This window comes from Streptomyces sp. QH1-20 (assembly GCF_041283565.1).
Lineage (GTDB): Bacteria > Actinomycetota > Actinomycetes > Streptomycetales > Streptomycetaceae > Streptomyces > Streptomyces syringius.
In genome coordinates, this window is record NZ_CP166299.1 from 3,113,010 (window position 1) to 3,133,161 (window position 20,152).

The 20,152-nt window shown below is 72.3% G+C and carries 14 protein-coding genes; 1 reads left to right on the top strand and 13 read right to left on the bottom strand.

Annotated features, from left to right (window positions below; translation table 11 throughout):
* Nucleotides 1-179: 179 nt before the first annotated feature.
* The 10 genes from AB8O64_RS14025 to AB8O64_RS14070 form a co-directional block, all read right to left on the bottom strand.
* The gene (locus AB8O64_RS14025; RefSeq protein ID WP_370419480.1) at nt 180-719 is read right to left on the bottom strand and encodes a hypothetical protein; all 540 of its coding nucleotides are present in this window, start codon (nt 717-719) and stop codon (nt 180-182) included.
* Nucleotides 720-944: 225 nt separating this feature from the next.
* Nucleotides 945-3,245 carry a xanthine dehydrogenase family protein molybdopterin-binding subunit gene (locus tag AB8O64_RS14030; RefSeq protein ID WP_370423865.1) on the bottom strand — a complete coding sequence of 767 codons (2,301 nt, stop codon included), beginning with the start codon at nt 3,243-3,245 and terminating at the stop codon, nt 945-947.
* 50 nt (nt 3,246-3,295) lie between these two features.
* Nucleotides 3,296-5,743, bottom strand: a complete 2,448-nt coding sequence (locus AB8O64_RS14035; RefSeq protein ID WP_370419481.1) for a 2Fe-2S iron-sulfur cluster-binding protein — start codon at nt 5,741-5,743, stop codon at nt 3,296-3,298.
* Nucleotides 5,740-6,660 (bottom strand): xanthine dehydrogenase family protein subunit M, encoded by a 921-nt coding sequence (locus tag AB8O64_RS14040; RefSeq protein ID WP_370419482.1) that lies wholly within the window; start codon nt 6,658-6,660, stop codon nt 5,740-5,742. Before AB8O64_RS14040 ends, AB8O64_RS14035 begins: the two co-directional genes overlap by 4 nt.
* 299 nt (nt 6,661-6,959) lie before the next feature.
* Nucleotides 6,960-8,612 carry a beta-N-acetylhexosaminidase gene (locus AB8O64_RS14045; RefSeq protein WP_370419483.1) on the bottom strand — a complete coding sequence of 551 codons (1,653 nt, stop codon included), beginning with the start codon at nt 8,610-8,612 and terminating at the stop codon, nt 6,960-6,962.
* Between the two features lie 4 nt (nt 8,613-8,616).
* Nucleotides 8,617-9,459, bottom strand: coding sequence for a carbohydrate ABC transporter permease (locus AB8O64_RS14050; protein ID WP_370419484.1), 843 nt, complete (start codon nt 9,457-9,459; stop codon nt 8,617-8,619).
* Complete coding sequence (locus tag AB8O64_RS14055) at nt 9,456-10,367, bottom strand: carbohydrate ABC transporter permease (protein WP_370419485.1); 912 nt, start codon at nt 10,365-10,367, stop codon at nt 9,456-9,458. The genes AB8O64_RS14050 and AB8O64_RS14055 overlap by 4 nt, the downstream gene beginning before the upstream one ends.
* Nucleotides 10,364-11,665 (bottom strand): extracellular solute-binding protein, encoded by a 1,302-nt coding sequence (locus tag AB8O64_RS14060; protein ID WP_370419486.1) that lies wholly within the window; start codon nt 11,663-11,665, stop codon nt 10,364-10,366. The genes AB8O64_RS14055 and AB8O64_RS14060 overlap by 4 nt, the downstream gene beginning before the upstream one ends.
* Nucleotides 11,666-11,940: 275 nt before the next feature.
* Entirely contained in the window at nt 11,941-12,234 is a 294-nt protein-coding gene (locus tag AB8O64_RS14065) for a DUF3039 domain-containing protein (protein WP_130878076.1), read from the bottom strand.
* Nucleotides 12,235-12,434: 200 nt separating this feature from the next.
* A complete protein-coding gene (locus tag AB8O64_RS14070) occupies nt 12,435-13,082 on the bottom strand; it encodes a YqgE/AlgH family protein (protein ID WP_370419487.1) in 648 nt (215 codons plus the stop codon).
* A gap of 252 nt (nt 13,083-13,334) precedes the next feature.
* On the opposite strand from AB8O64_RS14070, the gene murA reads away from it, so the two are divergent.
* Nucleotides 13,335-14,681: a UDP-N-acetylglucosamine 1-carboxyvinyltransferase gene (gene murA / locus AB8O64_RS14075; RefSeq protein ID WP_130878078.1), complete on the top strand. Its 1,347-nt coding sequence runs from the start codon at nt 13,335-13,337 to the stop codon at nt 14,679-14,681.
* A gap of 311 nt (nt 14,682-14,992) precedes the next feature.
* Here the strand turns inward: murA and AB8O64_RS14080 are convergent, their stop codons facing one another.
* From AB8O64_RS14080 to AB8O64_RS14090, 3 genes are all read right to left on the bottom strand, one after another.
* Complete coding sequence (locus tag AB8O64_RS14080; RefSeq protein WP_004951951.1) at nt 14,993-15,274, bottom strand: HU family DNA-binding protein; 282 nt, start codon at nt 15,272-15,274, stop codon at nt 14,993-14,995.
* A gap of 272 nt (nt 15,275-15,546) precedes the next feature.
* The gene (locus tag AB8O64_RS14085) at nt 15,547-16,980 is read right to left on the bottom strand and encodes an NAD-dependent malic enzyme (protein ID WP_370419488.1); all 1,434 of its coding nucleotides are present in this window, start codon (nt 16,978-16,980) and stop codon (nt 15,547-15,549) included.
* Nucleotides 16,981-17,590: 610 nt separating this feature from the next.
* The gene (locus AB8O64_RS14090; protein ID WP_370419489.1) at nt 17,591-19,984 is read right to left on the bottom strand and encodes a UvrD-helicase domain-containing protein; all 2,394 of its coding nucleotides are present in this window, start codon (nt 19,982-19,984) and stop codon (nt 17,591-17,593) included.
* Nucleotides 19,985-20,152: the final 168 nt, after the last annotated feature.

A 20,152-nucleotide genomic window follows, 5' to 3' on the forward strand; every position in this document is an offset into this window, starting at 1 on the left:
GATGGCGACTCCGGCGGCCTTGAGCCTGTCGCCGAGTGCCTGGGTCGCCGTCGGGTCCGCGTCCGCGATCATCGCGCGCAGCTGCTCGTGGGATTGCGACTCGAAGTCGGAGGTGATCACGGCGGGGTTGACGGTCCGCCGGATGACCGGGCCTACGCCGCCCGGAGGTGGGGTGCTCATCAGATGCTGCCCTTCTGGCTGCCCGGCGTCGGCTTCGGGCTCGGCTGCGGACTCGGCTCCGACGGGACGTCCTTCGCGGGGTGCGGGTCCAGTTCGCGGTTGTAGTGTTCCTTGGCCCGGGCCTGGATGGCCCACATGCGTTCGCGCGCTTCCTGGTCGATGTTGGCGTAGCCGACCCGGGAGGCGTGGATGGCGGTGCCCAGGGCCTCGATCTGGTCGAACAGGAGCTGGGAGAGGGTCGCGAGCTGGGTGTGGACGTCGTCGTACGCGGAGTACAGGGCGTCCGCCTCGCCGAACGACTTGCCCAGCACCGCCTGCGCGAGGCGGTTGCCCGTCAGGCGGTCCGGGCCGCCCTCGGAACCGGTGAGGTCGGTCAGGAGGGCGTCGACACGGCCCTGGAAGGACTTCAGCTGCTCAAGGTCCGCTTCCAGCCTCGCCGTTGATCCAACGGGCCCGCCCGGCCCGCTCGCCCCCGCCGCCCCACCGGCCACGTCCACCACGTCTACCGCCCCGCCCCTCACGTCTTCCCCGTCAGTCAATGCATCACCATGCGTCCCCAGCCTACTGACAGGCAGTGACAGCGACATGAGTACGAGTACTCATCCGTTCGATTCGGGCCTCAGAACACCGGCAGCGCCGTCAGTTCGGCGTCCCCTATGGCGATACGTCGCGGAGCGACCCGTACGTGACGCTGAGATGTGTGGACGGTCCCCCGTGCCGGTGTACACAGCATTCGGGAGCCGACAGGCTGGACGCGGCTGAGCTCAGCCGCCGAGCCCGCCGGCGTTCGAGGACACCGCCGACTGCGGCCGGATCGGCAGGCGGTTGACCGGGCGGCCCGTCGCCGCGCGTACCGCCGCGGCCACCGCCGCCGGGGAGGTGACGACCGGGACCGCGCTGATGGCCTTCGCGCCGAAGGGGGCGACCACGTCGCGCTCCTCGACCAGCTTCACGATGCGGATGTCGGGGGTGTCGAGCGACGTGGGCAGGGAGTAGCCCGTGAGGTCGGGGCGGCGGACGAGGCCGCCGGTGGTGCGGAGGTTCTCGGTGAGGGCCGCGCCGATGCCCTGGGTGATGCCCGCCTCGATCCGGGCGTGCGCCTGGCGGGGGTTGAGCACCCGGCCGACGTCCTGGGCGACGGCCATCTCCACCACGCGCACCGAGCCCAGCTCGACGTCGACGTCGACGACCGCGCGCACGGCGCAGAAGGCGAGGCCGACGAACGCGTCGCCCTGGCCCGTGTCGTCCAGCGGCTCGGTCGGGTGGGGGCGGCACTGGGCGGTCGCCCAGAGTTCCTTGCCGTCCAGGGCCTCCGCGACGGTCGTGCTGAGCACCCCGTCGTACGACGTGATCTTGCCGTCGGCGATCGTCAGCAGCTCGTGGGACATGCCGAACTGGTGGGCCAGCGGCTGGAGGAGCTGGGTGCGCACCATCCGCGCGGCCCGCTCGACCGCGCCGCCGGAGACCCAGGTGTGACGGCCGTGCGCGGCCGGACCGCAGGGCGGCTGGTCGGTGTCGACGGGCGCGACGTAGACCTCCTCGAGCCCGAGGACCTCCTGGACGATCTGGCGGGCGAGGGTGCTGAAGCCCTGGCCCGTCTCGACCGCGGCGCAGATGACCGTGGCGACCGAACCGGTGACCTTGACCGTGGCGGTGGAGACCTCGTCCGCGCCTTCCGCGCCGAGCATGTGGACCATGCCGACGCCGTAGCCGACGCCGCGCCGCACCGCACCGGGCTCGCCGGAGCCCTCGGGGCCGCCGGGCAGCAGCCAGTCCGCCTCGGGGTCGTCCAGCGGCAGGGCGGGCAGCGGGAAGTCCCTTACCGCGCGCAGGAGTTCGGCCACGGGGGCCGGGCAGGTCACGGTCTGGCCGGTGGGCAGCAGATCGCCGGTGGCCATGATGTTGCGCAGCCGGATCTCGGCGGGGTCGATGCCGAGCCGGGCCGCGAGCTTGTCCATCTGGCCCTCGTACGCGGCGCACACCTGCATGGCGCCTTCGCCGCGGACGTGGCCGGAGGGCGGGTTGTTGGTCCGTACCGCCCAGCCCTCGACGAAGGCGTGCGGGACGACGTACGGGCCGCAGGCGAAGGAGACGGCGGCGGCGAGGGCCTCGGCGGAGGAGTCGGCGTAGGCGCCCGCGTCCAGCAGGATCTGCGCCTCGACCTTCACCAACTTGCCCTCGGCGTCCGCGTGGTGACGGTATCTCAGGAGCGTGGGGTGGCGGTGCGGGTGGGCGAGGAAGGACTCCTCGCGGGTCGCCGCGAGCTTGACGGGGTGGCCCGTGCGCAGCGCCAGCAGGCCGAGCGGCAGCTGGATGCCCGGGTCCTCGCGGTCGCCCATCGCGCCCGGCACGCCCGTGACGACGATCTTCACCCGCTCCGGCGCCAGCCCGAAGCAGGCGGCGGCCAGGTCGCGGTCGGCGTGCGGGTCGGTGGAGGCGGTGTAGATCTCGACACCGCCGTCCGGGCGCGGCACGGCGAGCGCGGCCTCGGCGCCGATGGGCGCCGGGTCCTGGCGCCCGATCCGGTACAGGCCCTCGACGATGACCTCCCCGGTCACCTCCGGGTCGCCGAAGCGGAGCGGGATATGGCGGATCAGATTGCCGTCGGGGTGCAGCGGCTCGGCCGCGAAGGCCTGCTCCGGGTCGGTGACCGGCTCCAGCAGCTCGTACTCGACGGCGATGGCCGCGGCGGCGAGCCGGGCCGTGTCGGGGTGGTCGGCGGCGACGGCGGCGATCGGCTCGCCGTGGTGGCGCACCAGCTCCGACGCGAAGACCGGCCGGTCGGCGACGCCACGGCCGTGGGCCGCGTCGCCGGGGACGTCCGCGTGCGTGATCACGGCCCGGACGCCCGCCATCGCGGCGGCGGCCGACGTGTCGATCGAGACGATCCGGGCGTGCGGGTGCGGCGAGCGCAGCAGGGCGGCCCACAGCAGGCCCTCGGCCCACAGGTCGGCGGCGTACGGGAAGACGCCCTGGGTCTTGGCGGCCGCGTCGGCGGCCGGCAGCGAGACACCGAGGCCGTGGGTCGGGGGCTCGGTGGGAGTGGCGGGTGCGGAAGGGGCCATCCCCGGGAGATCGGGGATTCCGGCCGCTCCGGCCGAGCCGCCCATTCCAGTCATGCCGTTGCCCTTCCGCTGCCACCGTCGTGCGGGCCCGCCTGGTGCGGGATGCGTGCCGAGTCCGCCCCCGGCCACGCCTGTTCCTGGCCGTACCCGGGTCCGTCCCCGGGGCCGGTGCCGTAGGCCGTCTCGTGCGCCGTGCCGTCGGCCGCGTCGTGCGCCTCGTGCACCGCTTCGTTGGCCGCTTCCTGTGCCGCGGCCGACTCGGCGCGCTCGTCCGCGACCTGGCGGACCGCGTCGAGGACGCCCCGGTAGCCGGAGCAGCGACAGAGGTTGCCGCAGAGCGCCTGGCGGGTCTCCAGCTCGGTCGGGGCGTGGTTGCCCTCAAGCAGGTCGTGCATGGTCATGGCCATCCCGGGCACGCAGAAACCGCACTGCACGGCTCCGCACGCGGCGAGCGCCCGCTGGACGTCCGACGGCTGTCCGTCGACGGCCAGGCCCTCGACGGTACGGACCTCCGCGCCCGCGGCGGTCGCGGCGGGCACGAGGCACGACGCCACGAGCCGCCCGTCGACCTGCACGGAACAGGCCCCGCACTCACCCTGCGAGCACCCGTCCTTGGCTCCGGCGAGGCCGAGGCGCTCGCGCAGCACGTAGAGCAGCGACTCCCCGATCCAGGCATCGGTCACGGGCCGGTCGGTGCCGTTGACGCGCAGGACGTACGAGGCGTGGGGGTGCTCGGTGTGCGGATTGTCGACCGGGGGCGCCTGGTCGGCTTCGGACTGCGGGACATCCGGCCCCGGGACATCCGGCCCCGGGTCGTCGGTCCGCAGGCCTTCGGCCTGGTGGTCGGCTTCCGGGGTCGCCGTTTCGTCCGCCTCGCGGCCGACCGGGTGAAGGTCCGCCGCTACCTGCGGATATTCGGACGACTCGGGCTCGGACACGGACTCGGGCCCGGGCTGCGACTGGGGCTGCGCCTGCGTATCGACCGGCGCGTGTTCCGGTGCTGCCGGTGCGAACTGCTCGGGCTGCTCGGCTTGCCCCGGCAGCTCCGACCGGCCCGGCTGCTCCGCAGCGCCCGGCTGTTCCGGCTGACCGTGCTGCGGGTGCTCGGCGTGCGGGTACGCGTCCTGACGCTCGGCGTCGGCAGTCGTCCCGGCGTCCGGGACGGCGTCCACCGGCGCCTGCTCGTGCTCGGCTCCGCTTTCCGGCGCCACCGGGTCACCCGGTGTCTCCGGAAGGGCCTGGCCCTCCGCGTGCGGCTGCCCGGCGTGGGAGCCGTCCGGGCCTGTGACGGGCTGCGTCCACGGTGCGGCCTGATGATCGCCCGTACCGGTGACCCCGCTGCCGTGCGTGTCGTGCTGCGGAGCGGTGAACGGACCGTGTCCGTCGGCTCCGGGGACGGGGAACGAGGAGGCGACCGGCGCCGGGATCCCGCCCGCGAAGCCGCCCAGCGCGTACTCCCCGGACTCGTCCGCCGTGTCGTCCTGCGCGACCGGGATCGACCACTGGCCCGTCGAGCCGGTCTCCATGCCCACGGCGGCCATCGGCTGGTGCCAGGCGTCGGCGCTCACGGCCTCGTCGGGCTCGGCGTGCGGCACCGGCCACTGCGCCGTGTTGTGCGGGTCGGCGGCGTTGCCGAGGGCGTACTCACCGGACTCGTCGACCGGGTCGTCCCCGACGGCCGGGACCGTCCACTGGCCGGTCGATCCGCCCTGCTGGTGCGCCGCGTGGTCGGGCTCCCCGGCGCCGGCGTGCCCGCCGGACTCGCCCGGGGCGAACGGCATGGGCCACTGCGCCGTGTCGTGCGGGTCACCGCCACCGCCGTCGCCCGCCGGGACGTGCCCGTAGTCCTGCGACTGACCGTGGCTCTGCGGCTGGCCGTGGCTCTGCTCGTGGATCGGGGCGTGCCCCTGCTGCTGTACCTGCGCGTAGTCGTACGAACCGGCCGGAACCGGCCACTCCGACGCGCCCGGAACGCCCGGCACCGAACCCGGCACCGAGCCGGGGAACGCTCCCGGGGCCGAACCCGGCACCGCGTCCTGGACCGACATCGCGCCCGCCCCGGCCGCCGCCACCGGCACCGGCTCCTGCGCGGCGTGCTGCGCGGCGGGGTTCGCGACCTGACCCGCGGCGTGCTGCGCGGCATGGTTCACGGCGTGGCTCACCGCATGGTCCGCGGCGTGCGCGGAGGCATGGGGCGTGGCCCACTGGTCCGGCGCCTGCGCGGGCGTGCTGTGCGCCGGCTCCTGCGCGGGTGCCGGTTGCGACGGCGGTGCCTGCTGCTGCCAGGCCGCGGCCGGCGGCGGGGTGTAGCCGCCCGTGCCGGGGGCGGCCAGCGGGTCCCAGGAGCCGCCCTGGGTCGCCGCGCCCGGGTGGGCGAGAAGCTCGGGCGGAAGCTGCACGAAGGTCGTGCCTTCCGCGTCCAGTTCCGCGCCGCGGGGGATCGGCTGCCAGCCGCTCTCCCCGGTCGGCGAGGCGTGTCGCTGCTGTTCGTCACTCACGCGAGTGCCCTCCCCAGTGCTCGGCGGGCCAGAGTCGCCACCGTACGACGCAGGTGCAGGACGGCGGGCGGCAGGGTGGCGCCCGGCTCCCCGTGCTGCTGTGCGGCCTCCAGGACCGGCTCGGCCGGAGCGGGGTCGGGGATGCACGCGGCCGCGACGTACTCGCCGAAGGCGGCGCACGCCTCGGGCGCGAGCGTGCGCTCGCCGTCCCAGTCGATGAGCGAGGAGACCCAGCGCTCGGCGTCCAGCGGGCGCAGCGGCATGGGCGCGACCGCGCCCACCGCGCACCGCACATGGCGTCGGGCCGGGTCCAGGACGACGGCCACCGACGCGGTGGCCCGGCTCGGGCCCGTACGGCCGGTGGCCTTGAGGAAGGTCTGCGGGGCGTGCAGCAGCGGCACCCGGACGTAGCCGATCAGCTCGCCCGGCGCCAGCATCTCGAAGCCGGCCAGCAGGTGGCCGACGGGGATCTCGCGCCGCGAGCCGCCGGGGCCCGCCACGACGAGGGTGGCTTCCAGGGCGGCGAGCACGGGCAGCGCGTCGCCGGTCGGGGCTGCGGAGGCGATGTTGCCGCCGAGGGTGCCGGCGTTGCGGATCTGGGGCGGCCCGGCGGCACGCGCGGCGGCGGCCAGCGCCGGGATCAGCGCGGCGAAGTCGGGGCGGCCCATCCGGGCGTGGGTGAGGCCGGCGCCGAGCAGCGCGTGGCCGTCCTGGTACTGCCAGCCGCGGATCTCGCTGATGCGGCCGAGGCCGACGAGCGCGGCGGGCCGCAGCAGCCCGGAGTTGACGGCGGCCATCAGATCGGTGCCGCCCGCGACGGGCACGGCGGCGGGCATGGCGGCGAGGGCCGCGACGGCCTCATCGAGCGAGCCCGGCAACGTCACCGTGTTCGCCGCTTGCGGTGCGTGCGTGGTCAACCCAGCTGCCCCTTCCCCGGTGGTCCCCGGCTGTTGCCCGTCTGATCCCGCCGTACGGTACGTGCTGACAGCCCGGACGTGGCAACTCTGGCACATCTTCCGAGTCCGTCGTCGCGAGGGTCCGCGAACCGCCGTTCCGTACCGGGCCAGGAGGATGGTCCGTTTTTCGGCTATGTCTCCGCTGTAGGCGGATTGCCACCATTGGGAACCCTTGCGTGACTTACGGCAGTCTGTGGAGGACATGAGGGGGACCACCGTGCCAGGGGCGAACCGCGCGGGCGGTCACCTTCCGGCATGGCTCACACGATTGGGGGCGCGCCCTCGATCGGGCGTCCGAGCACGCCGGGCCGCCGCTGCCAGGGCCGCGGCCCGCCGGGCGGTCGGTAGTCGACGCCGAGGGCGTCGAGGCGGGCGTAGTGGCCGGTCATCCGGCGTTCGAAGGCCGCGAAGTCGCGGTCCTCGGGGGCGGGCAGACGGGACCAGGCGACCTCGGCGAAGGCCGCCAGGCGCGGGAAGGTCTGATAGTCGACGCGCTGTCGGCTCTCCATGACCTCGGTCCAGATGTTGGCCTGGGTGCCGATGACGCGCTCGGCCCGGTCGGCGTCGAGTTCGGGGGGAACGGGCTCGAAGCGGTAGACGTCCTCCAGGGTGCGGACGAAGCCGATGGGGACGGGTTCGTCGTCCCCGGCGGCCTGCCGGTGGTCGAGGTAGACCTGCTGCTCGGGACACATCACGACGTCATGCCCGGCGCGGGCGGCGGCGATCCCGCCCGCGTAGCCCCGCCAGGACGAGACGGTGGCGCCCTCCGCCAGGCCCCCTTCGAGGATTTCGTCCCAGCCGACGAGGCGTCGGCCGCGCCCGGTGAGCCAGCGGTCGAAGTGGCGGATGAACCAGCTCTGCAACTCGTCCTCGTCCGCCAGCCCTTGTTCGGCGATCCGCGCCTGGGCGGTCGGTGAGGCCCGCCACTGGTCCTTGGGGCACTCGTCACCGCCGATGTGGACGAACGGCGAGGGGAAGATGTCGAGAACCTCCGTCAGGACGTCCTCGTAGAAGGCGAGGGTGGTGTCAGTGGGGGCGAGTACGTTCGGATTGACGCCCCAGGTGTCCCAGACGGAGAGCGAGGTGGTGTCGATGACGTCGGTGTTGCCCAGTTCGGGGTACGCGGCGATGGCGGCCTGCGAGTGGCCGGGAATGTCGATCTCGGGGACGACGGTGATGTGCCGTTCGGCGGCGTAGGCGACGATCTCGCGCATGTCGTCCTGTGTGTAGTAACCGCCGTGCGGCCGCTCGTCCCAGAGCGGGGACGCCCGGTGCCCGACCTTGGTCCGTGCGCGCCACGCGCCGACCTCGGTGAGCCTCGGGTGGCGCTTGATCTCCAGCCGCCAGCCCTGGTCGTCGGTGAGGTGCAGATGCAGGACGTTGAGCTTGTGCGCGGCGAGCAGGTCCACGTAGGCGAGGACATCGCCCTTGGGCAGGAAGTGCCGGGCGACGTCGAGCATCGCGCCGCGCCAGGCGAAGCGGGGGGCGTCCTCGATGCGGACGGCGGGCAGCTGCCATTCCGTCCTCGCCGTGACGGGCGCCCGCCGGAAGGCCGCCGGGCCGAGCAGTTGGCGGAGGGTCTGGGCGCCCCAGAACAGACCGGTTTCACTCGCCCCGTCGATGACGACGAGGTAGCCGTCGACAACGATCCGGTACGCCTCGTGGCTGCCGTGCTCCTCGGCGAGCTCGGGCAGGATCCGCAGCATGATGCGGTTGGCATCGCCCCCGTGCGGGGCGAGCGGCAGCCCGGTCGCCGCGCCCACCGTGGCGCGCAGCCACCGCGCCACGCGCTCGGTGCCGGGCCCTGCGTCGATCTCGGTGTCCTCGTCGATCACATAGCCCACACCGCCCCCGGGCAGCGTGTCGCGGATGTGGCGAGGTGCGGGGATCAGATCCGTACCGGTGTCATTCATGGCGTCAATCCTTGACCGCGCCGCCGAGGCCCGAGACCAGTCGGCGCTGTACGAGTACGAAGAAGAGCAGCACGGGGAGGGTCATGACGGTCGAGGCGGCCATGATGCCGCCCCAGTCGTTGCCCTCGTCCTTGAAGAAGACCAGGAGTGCCATCGGCAGCGTGGAGTTCTCCGTGGCGCTGACGATGAAGGACCGGGCGAAGAGGAAGTCGTTCCAGGTGGAGATGAAGGAGAAGACACTCGTCGCCACCAGGCCCGGGAAGACCAGGGGGAAGAGGATCTGCCACAGGAACCGCGTCCGGCTCGCGCCGTCGAGGTAGGCGGCCTCCTCCAGCGCCTCCGGCACCGCTTTGACGAACCCGCGCAGCATCCAGATGGCGAACGGCAGGGAGAACGCGAGGTGCGGCAGGATCAGCGAGCCGAGGGTGTTGAGGCCGATCGCCGGCACGACCTCGCCCGCGTCCCGCATGAGGAAGAACAGGGGGATCGCCAGGGCTTCCACCGGCACCATCTGCGCGACGAGGAACATGACGAGCAGCGTGGTCCGGAAGCGGAAGCGGAAGCGGGTCACCGCGGTCGCCGCGAGGAAGGCAATGAGCGCCGAGGCGAGGACGACGACGGCCGCGACCAGCAGGCTGTTGAGGAAGTACCGCCCGAAGTCCTGCTGTCCGAAGACCCGCCGGAAGGCGTCCAGGGTGGGGTGCAGCGTCCACGGGCGCGGCCGGTCGCTCTGCACCTCGCCCTCCGGTTTGAAGGCCGACAGCACCATCCAGTACAGCGGGAAGGCGACCACGGCCGCCGTCAACAGCGCCACCGCCTCCGCCGCGAACCGCCAGGGCCGGGTCATATCTCCTCCCCCTGGCGCCGCAGCAGCCGCAGATAGCCGATCGTGACGGTCAGCAGGATCACCAGCATCACCACTCCGATCGCCGAGCCGAGGCTGTACTGCGAGGAGGCGAAGGCCTTCTGGTAGGCGTAGACGTTCAGCGTCATGTTCTGTCCGGCGATGCCTCCGCCGTTGGTCATCACGTAGATCTGGGTGAAGACCTTGAAGTCCCAGATGACCGACTGGATGGTGACGACCGTCAGGATCGGCCGGAGCATCGGCGCCATGACGTCGCGCCAGATCCGCCACTGCGACGCGCCGTCCAGTGCGGCCGCCTCCAGCACCTCGCCCGGTATCGCGCGGATGCCGGCGTAGACGGTGACCATGACGAAGGGGAACGAGCACCACACGATCTCGAGCAGGACGAGCGCGAAGGCGCTGTAGCGGTCGTAGGTCCACGCGTAGCCGTCGAAACCGCTCAGGCCCATCCAGGTCAGGGCCTTGTCGACCGGGCCGAGGTCGGGATCGAAGAGGAAGAGCCACACCGTCGAGCCGGTGACGGCGGGCGTGGCCCACGCCCCGAGCGCGGCGAGCATCAGCGCCAGCCGCGGCAGGGCGCGCACCTTGGTGAGGAGGACGGCCAAGGCGCAGCCGACGGCCAACGTGGCCGCGACGCAGGCGGCCGCGAAGACCACGGTGGCGGCGAGGACCTGGCGGAACTGGCCGTCGGCGAAGAGTTCGCGGTAGTTGGCCAGGCCCCGGAAGCTGGTGGGCTCGCCTCCGCTGACCTGCGCCTGGGTGTATTCGAGGAAGGAGATGAGGCCCAGCTGGTAGATGGGGTAGAGGAGCAGTCCGCCGAGGACGAGGAGGGCGGGGGCGAGGTAGAGCCAGGGCGTCCAGCGCCCGGCGTCGTGCTGTCGGGTGCTCACTTCGCGAACGCCTCGTTCATCTTCCGGGCCGCCCGTTCGGCCGCCGCGTCGACGCTTCTGCGGCCGCTCACGATCTCCTGGAACATGGTCGGCAGCACCTGCCCGGCGTCGACGGCCGCCCAGCCCGGTGAGGCGGGCACCGATCTCGCGCCTGCCGCGAGGGTGCGCACGAAGGGTTCGACGAAGGGCTGCCGGCGTGCGGCCTCCCGCCGGACGTCGGTGTAGGTGGGCAGGAAGCCCATGGCGTCGAAGAGGCGGGCCTGGGTGCGCTTGCCGGCCAATGACTTCATCAGGTCCACGGCGAGCGTGCGGTGTGCGCTGCTCTTGAGCACCCCGAGGTTGTTCCCGCCCGCGAAGGCCGGGGCTATCTGTCCTTTGCGCACGCCGGGCAGGGGGACGACCGCGTAGGAGCCCTTGGCCTTGCTGTTCTCGACGGCCCGGTGGCTGAAGTCCCCGCCGATGGCCATGGCTGCCTTGCCGGACGCGAAGGCCTGCACGGTGTCGTTGCCGCCCATGCGGGCGCACTTGTCGGCGGGGCAGTTGTGGGCGCCGAAGAGGTCCGTGTAGGCCTTGATGCCCTTCTTCGCGGCGTCGCTGTCGAGGGCGGAGACGTAGCGGCGGCCCTGACGCTTCGCCATGTCGCCGCCGTGCGCCCAGACGAACGGCATGGCCCCGTAGGTGTAGGCGCCGCCCACCACCAGGCCGTAGAGCCCGGGGCGTTCCTTGTGGATCGTTCTCGCGGTGGCGGCCAGCCCGTCCAGGGTCTCCGGGGGTTTGAGGCCCAGCTCGCGGAAGACGTCGGTGCGGTAGTACAGGGCCCGGACGCCGACGAACAGCGGGGCGCCGTACTGCTTGCCGTCCACGGTCACGGACCTCTTGGCCGCCGGGTCGGTGTCCTTGGCGTCGGTCCAGGTGGCGAGGTCGGCGGTGACGTCGGCGAGTCCGCCGTCCCGCACATACCCGGCGGTGTCGGTGTTGCCGTACTCGACGAGGTCCGGTGCGCTCTTCGGATCGTTGAAGGCGGCCTTGATCCGCTGGGCGCGGGTGTCGACGGGAATGTAGGCGATGTCGACCTTGACGCCCCGGTGGCCGGCGGTGAAGGCGGCGACGGCCTCGCGGACCACCGCCTCCTTGGGTTTGTTGTCGACTTCGCGGAAGAGCCAGACGCGCAGCGTGCCGGTCCTCGCGTCGCCCCGCGCGCCGCCCACGGAGGTGGCGGGCGCGCAGGCGGTGACGGCGGTGAGCCCCGCCGCCGCGAGGAGCACCGCCGGGACGGTGACGCGGGCGGACAGCGGCATGGAGATCCCCTCCCGATTGGCGTTGCAACATACGCAATGGGCGTTTCGCTTTGCACAACTGGGAGGAGGCTATGGGCGGCCGAAGCGGCCCGACAAGGGTTCTGCGGCGCCCGCCCCGGTCCCGCGATCACTTCGTGACCGGCGGAAGCACTCCGTGCAACGCGTACGGCCCCTGGAACGCGCGACTGCGCGTTCCAGGGGCCGTAAGAAGGCCGTCACCGGCCGGCGGAGGGGGGCTCGACGCCCACCGACGAGGAGAAGGGGTGGAGCGGGGGCTACTTCTTGTCGCCGCCCTTGCCGCCCTTGTCCTTGTCGCCACCGGGGCCCATGGTCTCGAAGATCTCCTTGCACATGGGACAGACCGGGTACTTCTTCGGGTCGCGCCCGGGGACCCAGACCTTGCCGCACAGTGCCACGACCGGAGAACCGGAGAGCGCGCTCTCCATGATCTTGTCCTTCTGGACGTAATGGGCGTAGCGCTCGTGGTCGCCGTCGCCGTGCGACACCTGCGGCGTCGGCTCTACGAGGGTGCCGGTCCCTGCCCCGCGCTCGGGCTCAAGAGTGCTCATGGTTTCCAAGAGTACTGGGGTGGGGCGCCACCGGCCCCGCCCCGGCCCGGCCGCCGCGCCTCCCTTCGGTGAGCGGTACGACACACCCGGGGCCATGGCCGGAAAACACCCGTCCGACGGGGCCGCGGAGGCGGCTCGCCGGAGCCTGAACCGGGCTCCCGGGCAGTGTCGGACCAGCTCGCCGGAGCCGGGCTGCCGTCTCAGTTGAGGCTCGGGTCGTCCGGGTAGGTGGCGACCATCGCGAGTTCGTTGCGCTGGCGGCGCAGCACGGCCCGCCAGAGCTGCTCCGGGTCCGGTGAGGAGACGTCCCCCGGCTCGGACTCGACCACGTACCACGCGCCCTCGATCAGCTCTTCCTCCAGCTGGCCGGGGCCCCAGCCCGCGTAGCCCGCGAAGATCCGCAGACTGCCGAGGGCCGCCGCCAGCAGCTCCGGCGGGGCCTCCAGGTCCACCAGCCCGATGGCGCCGTGGACCCTGCGCCATCCGAGTGGGCCGTCGCCGGCCACGACCGTGTCCGCCGCCTCGGCCGTCTCCCCGGAGACTCCCCTGGCGGCCTTCAGGCCCGGGCTGCTGCGGTCGTGCGGCTCGCCCGGCACCACGCCCACCCCGAGCGCCGAGTCCAGCGAGACGGGGCCGCCCTGGAAGACCACGCCCGGCTCGCCGGCCAGCGCGGCCCAGGACGCCAGGATGTCGCCCACGCCGACCGGGGTGGGCCGATTGAGGACCACCCCGAGGGAGCCCGCCTCGTCGTGGTCGAGGAGCAGCACCACCGCGCGGTCGAAGTTCGGATCAGCGAGCGCCGGAGTCGCGACTAGCAGTCGTCCTGTGAGCGAGGACACCTCGGTCATGGCCACATGATCCCGCATTTCCGGCCGGTTCGGGGAGTGGACGGCGAGTCCGAAGCCGGGGTTGTCCCGAGTTGGATGAGAAGGGTATGAAAATGGCCATCGCGCCGATAACCGGTAGCGACCATTCCATAAACACAGCGTGTTGTTGCAAAGCCATGACGTAAGAACAGGCCCCCAGGGCTAACAGAAGGGCCCTCCGGTCGCATTACCCTTTCTTCTTGCCCCCTGCCCAACTCCAGGAACGCGAGATCCATGACCGGCCCTGACGATGTACTGCTTGTCCACGGCGGCACCCCGCTCGAGGGCGAGATCCGTGTCCGCGGCGCGAAGAACCTCGTGCCGAAGGCCATGGTCGCCGCGCTGCTCGGCAGCGGACCCAGCCGACTGCGCAACGTCCCCGACATCCGTGACGTGCGGGTGGTCCGCGGACTGCTGCAGCTGCACGGTGTGACGGTGCGCCCCGGTGACGAGCCCGGTGAGCTGGTCCTGGACCCCTCGCACGTGGAGAGCGCCAACGTCGCCGACATCGACGCGCACGCCGGCTCCTCCCGCATCCCGATCCTCTTCTGCGGCCCGCTGCTGCACCGGCTGGGCCACGCGTTCATCCCGGGGCTGGGCGGCTGCGACATCGGCGGCCGGCCGATCGACTTCCACTTCGAGGTGCTGCGCCAGTTCGGCGCGACGATCGAGAAGCGCGAGGACGGGCAGTACCTGGAGGCTCCGCAGCGGCTGCGCGGCTGCAAGATCCGCCTGCCGTACCCCTCGGTCGGTTCGACCGAGCAGGTGCTGCTGACCGCCGTGCTGGCGGAGGGCGTCACGGAGCTGTCCAACGCGGCCGTGGAGCCGGAGATCGAGGACCTCATCTGCGTACTGCAGAAGATGGGCGCGATCATCTCCATGGACACCGACCGGACCATCCGGATCACCGGTGTCGACTCGCTCGGCGGCTACAACCACCGCGCCCTGCCGGACCGCCTGGAGGCGGCCTCCTGGGCGAGCGCGGCGCTGGCCACCGAGGGCAACATCTACGTGCGCGGCGCCCAGCAGCGCTCGATGATGACCTTCCTCAACACCTACCGCAAGGTCGGCGGTGCCTTCGAGATAGACGACGAGGGCATCCGCTTCTGGCACCCGGGCGGCCCGCTCAACGCCATCGCGCTGGAGACGGACGTCCACCCGGGCTTCCAGACGGACTGGCAGCAGCCGCTGGTCGTCGCCCTGACGCAGGCCTCGGGCCTGTCCATCGTCCACGAGACGGTGTACGAGTCGCGGCTGGGCTTCACGTCCGCGCTCAACCAGATGGGTGCGCACATCCAGCTCTACCGCGAGTGCCTCGGCGGCTCGGCGTGCCGCTTCGGCCAGCGCAACTTCCTGCACTCGGCGGTCGTCTCCGGCCCCACCAAGCTGCAGGGCGCCGACCTGGTCATCCCCGACCTCCGCGGCGGCTTCTCCTACCTGATCGCGGCGCTGGCGGCCCAGGGCACGTCCCGGGTGCACGGCATCGACCTGATCAACCGCGGCTACGAGAACTTCATGACGAAGCTCGCGGACCTGGGCGCGCACGTGGAACTGCCGAACGGCAACCACAACCACGCCTGACGGCACCCACCCGGCCGAGCACCCGCCCGGCCGGGGGTCCGGGGGTCGCCCCCGGGACAGCACAGCATGACGAAGCTCGCGGACCTCGGCGCGCACGTGGAACTGCCGAACGGCAACCACAACCACGCCTGACGGACCTGCCTGACGGGCCGTAAGGCCCGTGAGGCCGCGTAGAGCCCGTACAGCCCCACGGGGGCCGTACGGGCTTTCGCGGCTCTGAAAGGGCCTGTAATGGCCTTTACAAGGCCGCAGGGACGCCGAAAGGGCGGTCACCCCCGAGGGGGTGACCGCCCTTTCGGCGTCTTCAGGCCTTACTTGCCCTTGGCGGCTTCCTTCAGCTTGGAGCCCGCGGAGACCTTCACGCTGTAGCCGGCAGCGATCTGGATCGGCTCGCCCGTCTGCGGGTTACGAGCGGTGCGAGCGGCGCGGTGGGTGCGCTCGAAGGTCAGGAAGCCGGGGATGGTGACCTTCTCGTCGCCCTTGGCGACGACCTCACCGACGGTCTCGGCGAGGGCGGCCAGAACGGCGTCGGCGTCCTTGCGGGTCACCTCTGCGCGGTCGGCCAGCGCGGCCACCAGCTCACTGCGGTTCATGTTGTACTCCCGTGTTCTTCTTGCCAATGAGGCGTGAGATCGAAGCCGATGCTGCCAGGGCCCTCGGACAGTCCCCGGACCCGGGTCTGTTGCCAGACCCTCGCGCCCAGTTACGCATCCTGCCCCCACCAGTGGCGGGAAAGCCAATCCGGCACCCTGGAGAGTCACACGGAAAGCGCCACAGCCTCGGATACGGCCGCATCTCTGCGGCTGATTTCTGCCCGCCACCTTATGGGGGCGTCAGGAGCCCCGCGCCATGCGACGCGCCGTGCTCAGAGGGTCGTGGTACCCGTCACAGACGCTCCGGCGGCCTTCGCGGCCTCCCGGACGGCGCCCGCGACCGCACCCGCGACCTTGTCGTTGAAGACGCTGGGGATGATGTAGTTCGCGTTGAGTTCGTCCTCGGTGACGACGTCGGCGAGGGCGGTGGCGGCGGCGAGCATCATGTCGGTGTTGACCGTGCGGGACTGGGCGTCGAGCAGGCCGCGGAAGACGCCCGGGAAGACCAGGACGTTGTTGATCTGGTTGGGGAAGTCGGAGCGGCCGGTGGCGACCACGGCGGCGGTCTGGCGGGCGATGCCGGGCTCGACCTCGGGGTCGGGGTTGGCGAGCGCGAAGACGATGGCGCCCTCGGCCATGGCGGCCACGTCCTCGCCGCCCAGCACGTTCGGGGCCGAGACGCCGATGAAGACGTCCGCGCCGCGTACGGCTTCCTTCAGGGTGCCGGTGACGCCCTCGGGGTTGGTGTTGTCGGCGATCCAGCGCAGCGCGGAGTCGGGGCTCGCGGCGACGAGGTCCTCGCGGGCGGCGTGGACGACGCCGTGGATGTCGGCGACGACGGCGTGCTTGACGCCGGCCGCGGTCAGCAGCTTCAGGATGGCCGTTCCGGCCGCTCCCGCACCGGACATGACGACCCGTACGTCGCCGATGCTCTTGCCGACGACGCGCAGGGCGTTGGTGAGCGAGGCGAGGACGACGATGGCGGTGCCGTGCTGGTCGTCGTGGAAGACGGGGATGTCGAGGGCTTCGCGCAGGCGGGCTTCGATCTCGAAGCAGCGGGGGGCGGAGATGTCCTCGAGGTTGATGCCCGCGAAGCCGGGGGCGATGGCCTTCACGATGGCGACGATCTCGTCGGAGTCCTGGGTGTCGAGGCAGATCGGCCAGGCGTCGATGCCGGCGAAGCGCTTGAAGAGGGCGGCCTTGCCCTCCATGACGGGCAGGGCGGCCTTGGGGCCGATGTTGCCCAGGCCGAGTACGGCGGAGCCGTCGGTGACCACGGCGACGGAGTTGCGCTTGATGGTCAGCCGGCGGGCGTCCTCGGGGTTCTCTGCGATGGCCATGCACACGCGGGCCACGCCGGGGGTGTAGATCATGGAGAGGTCGTCGCGGTTGCGAATGGGGTGCTTGGACGCCATCTCGATCTTGCCGCCGAGGTGCATCAGGAAGGTACGGTCGGAGACCTTGCCCAGCGAGACGCCCTCGATGCCGCGGAGCTTGCCCACGATCTCGTCGGCGTGGGCGGTGGAGGTCGCGGCGACGGTGACGTCGATCCGCAGCTTCTCGTGCCCCGAGGCGGTGACGTCGAGGCCGGTCACCGACCCGCCGGAGGACTCCACGGCCGTGGTGAGCTGGCTGACCGCGGTCCCGCTCGCGGGTACCTCCAGTCGAACCGTCATCGAGTACGAGACGCTAGGCGCCGTTGCCATGGCCGACTTCCCTCTGCTTTCCCTGTGTCGCTTGATACGCGCGAGCCTCGGCGGTCGCCCAGGAACGCGGGGTCCGATCGTCCCACCTACTGGCCGGTATACGGTAACCAGCCGCAGTTTTCGGAATGAACTTTCCGCCATACGGGAGCCGACGGAGCCGGGTGGGACCGGTACCGCCAACGCCGACGGGCGTCCCTCTCCATTGAGAGGGACGCCCGTCGAATATCGCTTGAGTGGCACCGACCCGTCCATGCTCGCCTCGCGGCAAGTGGTCGCTCGAAGCGACTAAGGTTGGGCCCGGGGGCTTGGATCGAGCCGGTGCCACACCCAGGCTAACAAACCGTCCCGGGAAGTGATTCCGGTAGCGCGGGTTGTCTGTCCGACGGATCATCCGGACGGACGCGGGCCGCTCCCATCGCCGGACAGGCTTGACCGAGCTGAGCTCAGCCACCACCAGCCCGTCCGGCGTTTGAGGACGCGCCCGCAGGGCGCTCGCCGCCGCAGGCGGCCAGGACGGCCCGCAGCCGAAGAACCGCCGGCCAGGCGAGAGGCGCCCGCCGCCGCAGGCGGCAACACAACCCGCAGCCGGCGGAGCCACCCCGCGAAGCGCTCAGTCCCGCAGAAGATCCGGCACACCCTCCGCGTCCGGGTCGTCCCGCTCGCCCGACAGGACCGTCAGCCGCTGCGTCGCACGGGTCAGGGCCACGTACAGCACCCGCAGGCCCGCCGGGGACTCGTCGGCGATCTCCGCGGGCGTCACGACGATCGTCGCGTCGTACTCCAGGCCCTTCGCCTCCAGGCTGCCCAGCACGACCACCCGCTCGCCCAGTCCGGCCAGCCAGCGCCGCGCCTCCGCGCGGCGCCCCATCGGCACGACGACGCCGACCGTGCCGTCCACGTCGGCCAGCAGGTGCAGCGCCTCCTCCCGTACGGACGCCCCCAGATCGCCGCCCGCGACCGCGAAGCGCGGCACCACGCCCGTCGAGCGGACCGCCGCCGGGGAGCGCATGCCGGGCATGGCCAGGGCCAGCACCTTGGCCGCCAGCTCGGCGATCTCGGCGGGGTTGCGGTAATTCACCGTCAGCTCGAAACGGCGGCGCGGGCGGCTGCCCAGCGCCTCGTCACGGGCCGCGCCCGCCTCGTCCGGGTCGGACCAGGAGGACTGCGCCGGGTCGCCGACGATCGTCCAGGTGGCGGTCCGGCCCCTGCGGCCGACCATCCGCCACTGCATGGGCGTCAGGTCCTGCGCCTCGTCGACGATGACGTGCGCGTAGTCCGTACGCTCCAGGGCCAGCCGCTCCGCCCGCTCGCGCCGCGTCTCCGAGCGCTCGGGCATCAGCTCCTCCAGCCCGGTGAGATGGGCCAGCGGGTCCGCCTCACGGGGCTGCTTGGGGCGGAAGGGGACGCCGAGCAGCGTCTCCAACTCGTCCAGCAGCGCCACGTCGTGGACGGACAGCGGCCCCCGGCCGTGCTCGTCCAGCCGCTTGAGCGACCGGGCCAGCAGCCGGACCTCGCGCGGGTTGAGCACCCGGCGCGCCCAGCGGGAGAGCCTGCGCTCGTCGGCCATCGCGGCGAGCACCCCGCGAGGGGTGAGTTCCGGCCACCAGGCGGCGAGGAAGTCGAGGAAGTAGTCCTCGGTGGAGATGTCCTCGTCGAAGGCCTGCCGCGCCTCGGCCAGCAGCTCCGGGTCGGAGTAGCGCTTGCCGGCGCCCGACTTCGACCACAGGGCGTCCAGGATCAGCCGCCGGGCGCGCGGCCGCAGCAGGTTGACGGGCGCGGTGCCGCCGAGCACGGTCTGCCGGATGCGCCGCAGGTCGTCGGCGCCCAGCTCCACCCGGCCGCCGAAGGCGACCACGCGCAGCCGGTCCGGGGTCCCGGCCGCCGGGGCGGCAGGGTCGAGGCCCTCCAGCGACAGCTGGCCGTCCTCGGCCGGCGCGGCAGCCCCCGGGGCGGCCGGCGGCGCGTCCAGCGCCCCCCGCACGGCCTTGCGCAGCACCTTGAGCATGCGCGAGGAGCCCTTGATCCGGGCGACGGCGGGCTCGTCGTACGTGTCGGCCTCGGCGCCGTCCACCAGATTGCCGACCGCGCGGATCGCGACCTGCCCCTCCTCGCCCAGCGAGGGCAGCACGCCCTCGGTGTAGGCGACGAGCAGCGGCGTCGGGGAGACGACGAGGATGCCGCCCGCGTAGCGTCTGCGGTCCTGGTAGAGCAGGTAGGCGGCGCGGTGCAGGGCGACGGCGGTCTTGCCGGTGCCCGGGCCGCCCTCGACCTCGGTCACCGACGCGGCGGGGGCGCGGATGACCATGTCCTGCTCGGCCTGGATGGAGGCGACGATGTCCCGCATGGTGTGACTGCGGGCCTGGCCGAGCGCGGCCATCAGCGCACCGTCGCCGACCACCGCCAGCTCCGTCCCGTCCAGCGTCGCGGTCAGCTCGGGGCGCAGCAGGTCGTCCTCGACGCCGAGGACCTTGCGGCCCTTGGAGCGGATCACCCGGCGGCGGACCACCCGGCCCGGCGCCACCGGGGTCGACCGGTAGAAGGGCGCGGCGGCGGGCGCCCGCCAGTCGATGACGAGCGGCGCGTAGTCCGCGTCGAGCACGCCGATCCGGCCGATGTGCAGCGTCTCGGCGATCTCCGCCCGGTCGTCCCGCACCGCGTCGTCGGCGGGCTCGACGGAGGTGTACGCCCCGTCCGGGCCCTTCTTGCCGTCCTTTCCGAGCAGCAGGTCGATCCGCCCGAAGAGGAAGTCCTCGAACTCGCTGTTCAGCCGGTTGAGGTGCACGCCGGCGCGGAACACCTGCGCGTCCCGCTCGGCGAGCGCTCCCGGCGTTCCCACCTGGCCGCGCTTGGCGGCGTCGTCCATGAGGAATTCGGCCTCGTGGATCTTCTCCTCGAGGCGTCGGTACACCCGGTCGAGATGCTGCTGTTCGGCACCGATCTCGCGGTCGCGGACCCCGTCCGGTTCCGTCACCACGTGCGCGTCCGTGGCGTTCTGCGCGGCCACCCAGGCCCCCTTCTGCTGTGCGTAGGGCAGCCGTCAACCGTACGCGAACAGGGGTACTGAGCGCACCTGTCAGGACATGAGCGGTTTGCTATGACTGTTCACACGTTGACAGACGGCCACGGATGGGCTGGCGGACGCGCGGACCATCAGTAGGCCGTCCGTGGACCG

What these genes read in the sequence shown, in the direction of transcription:
- AB8O64_RS14080 (WP_004951951.1), bottom strand. Translation starts at nt 15,274, where the DNA reads ATGAACCGCAGTGAGCTGGTGGCCGCGCTGGCCGACCGCGCAGAGGTG.
- AB8O64_RS14065 (WP_130878076.1), bottom strand. Translation starts at nt 12,234, where the DNA reads ATGAGCACTCTTGAGCCCGAGCGCGGGGCAGGGACCGGCACCCTCGTA.
- AB8O64_RS14070 (WP_370419487.1), bottom strand. Translation starts at nt 13,082, where the DNA reads ATGACCGAGGTGTCCTCGCTCACAGGACGACTGCTAGTCGCGACTCCG.
- AB8O64_RS14045 (WP_370419483.1), bottom strand. Translation starts at nt 8,612, where the DNA reads ATGAATGACACCGGTACGGATCTGATCCCCGCACCTCGCCACATCCGC.
- AB8O64_RS14085 (WP_370419488.1), bottom strand. Translation starts at nt 16,980, where the DNA reads ATGGCAACGGCGCCTAGCGTCTCGTACTCGATGACGGTTCGACTGGAG.
- AB8O64_RS14030 (WP_370423865.1), bottom strand. Translation starts at nt 3,245, where the DNA reads ATGGCCCCTTCCGCACCCGCCACTCCCACCGAGCCCCCGACCCACGGC.
- AB8O64_RS14050 (WP_370419484.1), bottom strand. Translation starts at nt 9,459, where the DNA reads ATGACCCGGCCCTGGCGGTTCGCGGCGGAGGCGGTGGCGCTGTTGACG.
- AB8O64_RS14060 (WP_370419486.1), bottom strand. Translation starts at nt 11,665, where the DNA reads ATGCCGCTGTCCGCCCGCGTCACCGTCCCGGCGGTGCTCCTCGCGGCG.
- murA (WP_130878078.1), top strand. Translation starts at nt 13,335, where the DNA reads ATGACCGGCCCTGACGATGTACTGCTTGTCCACGGCGGCACCCCGCTC.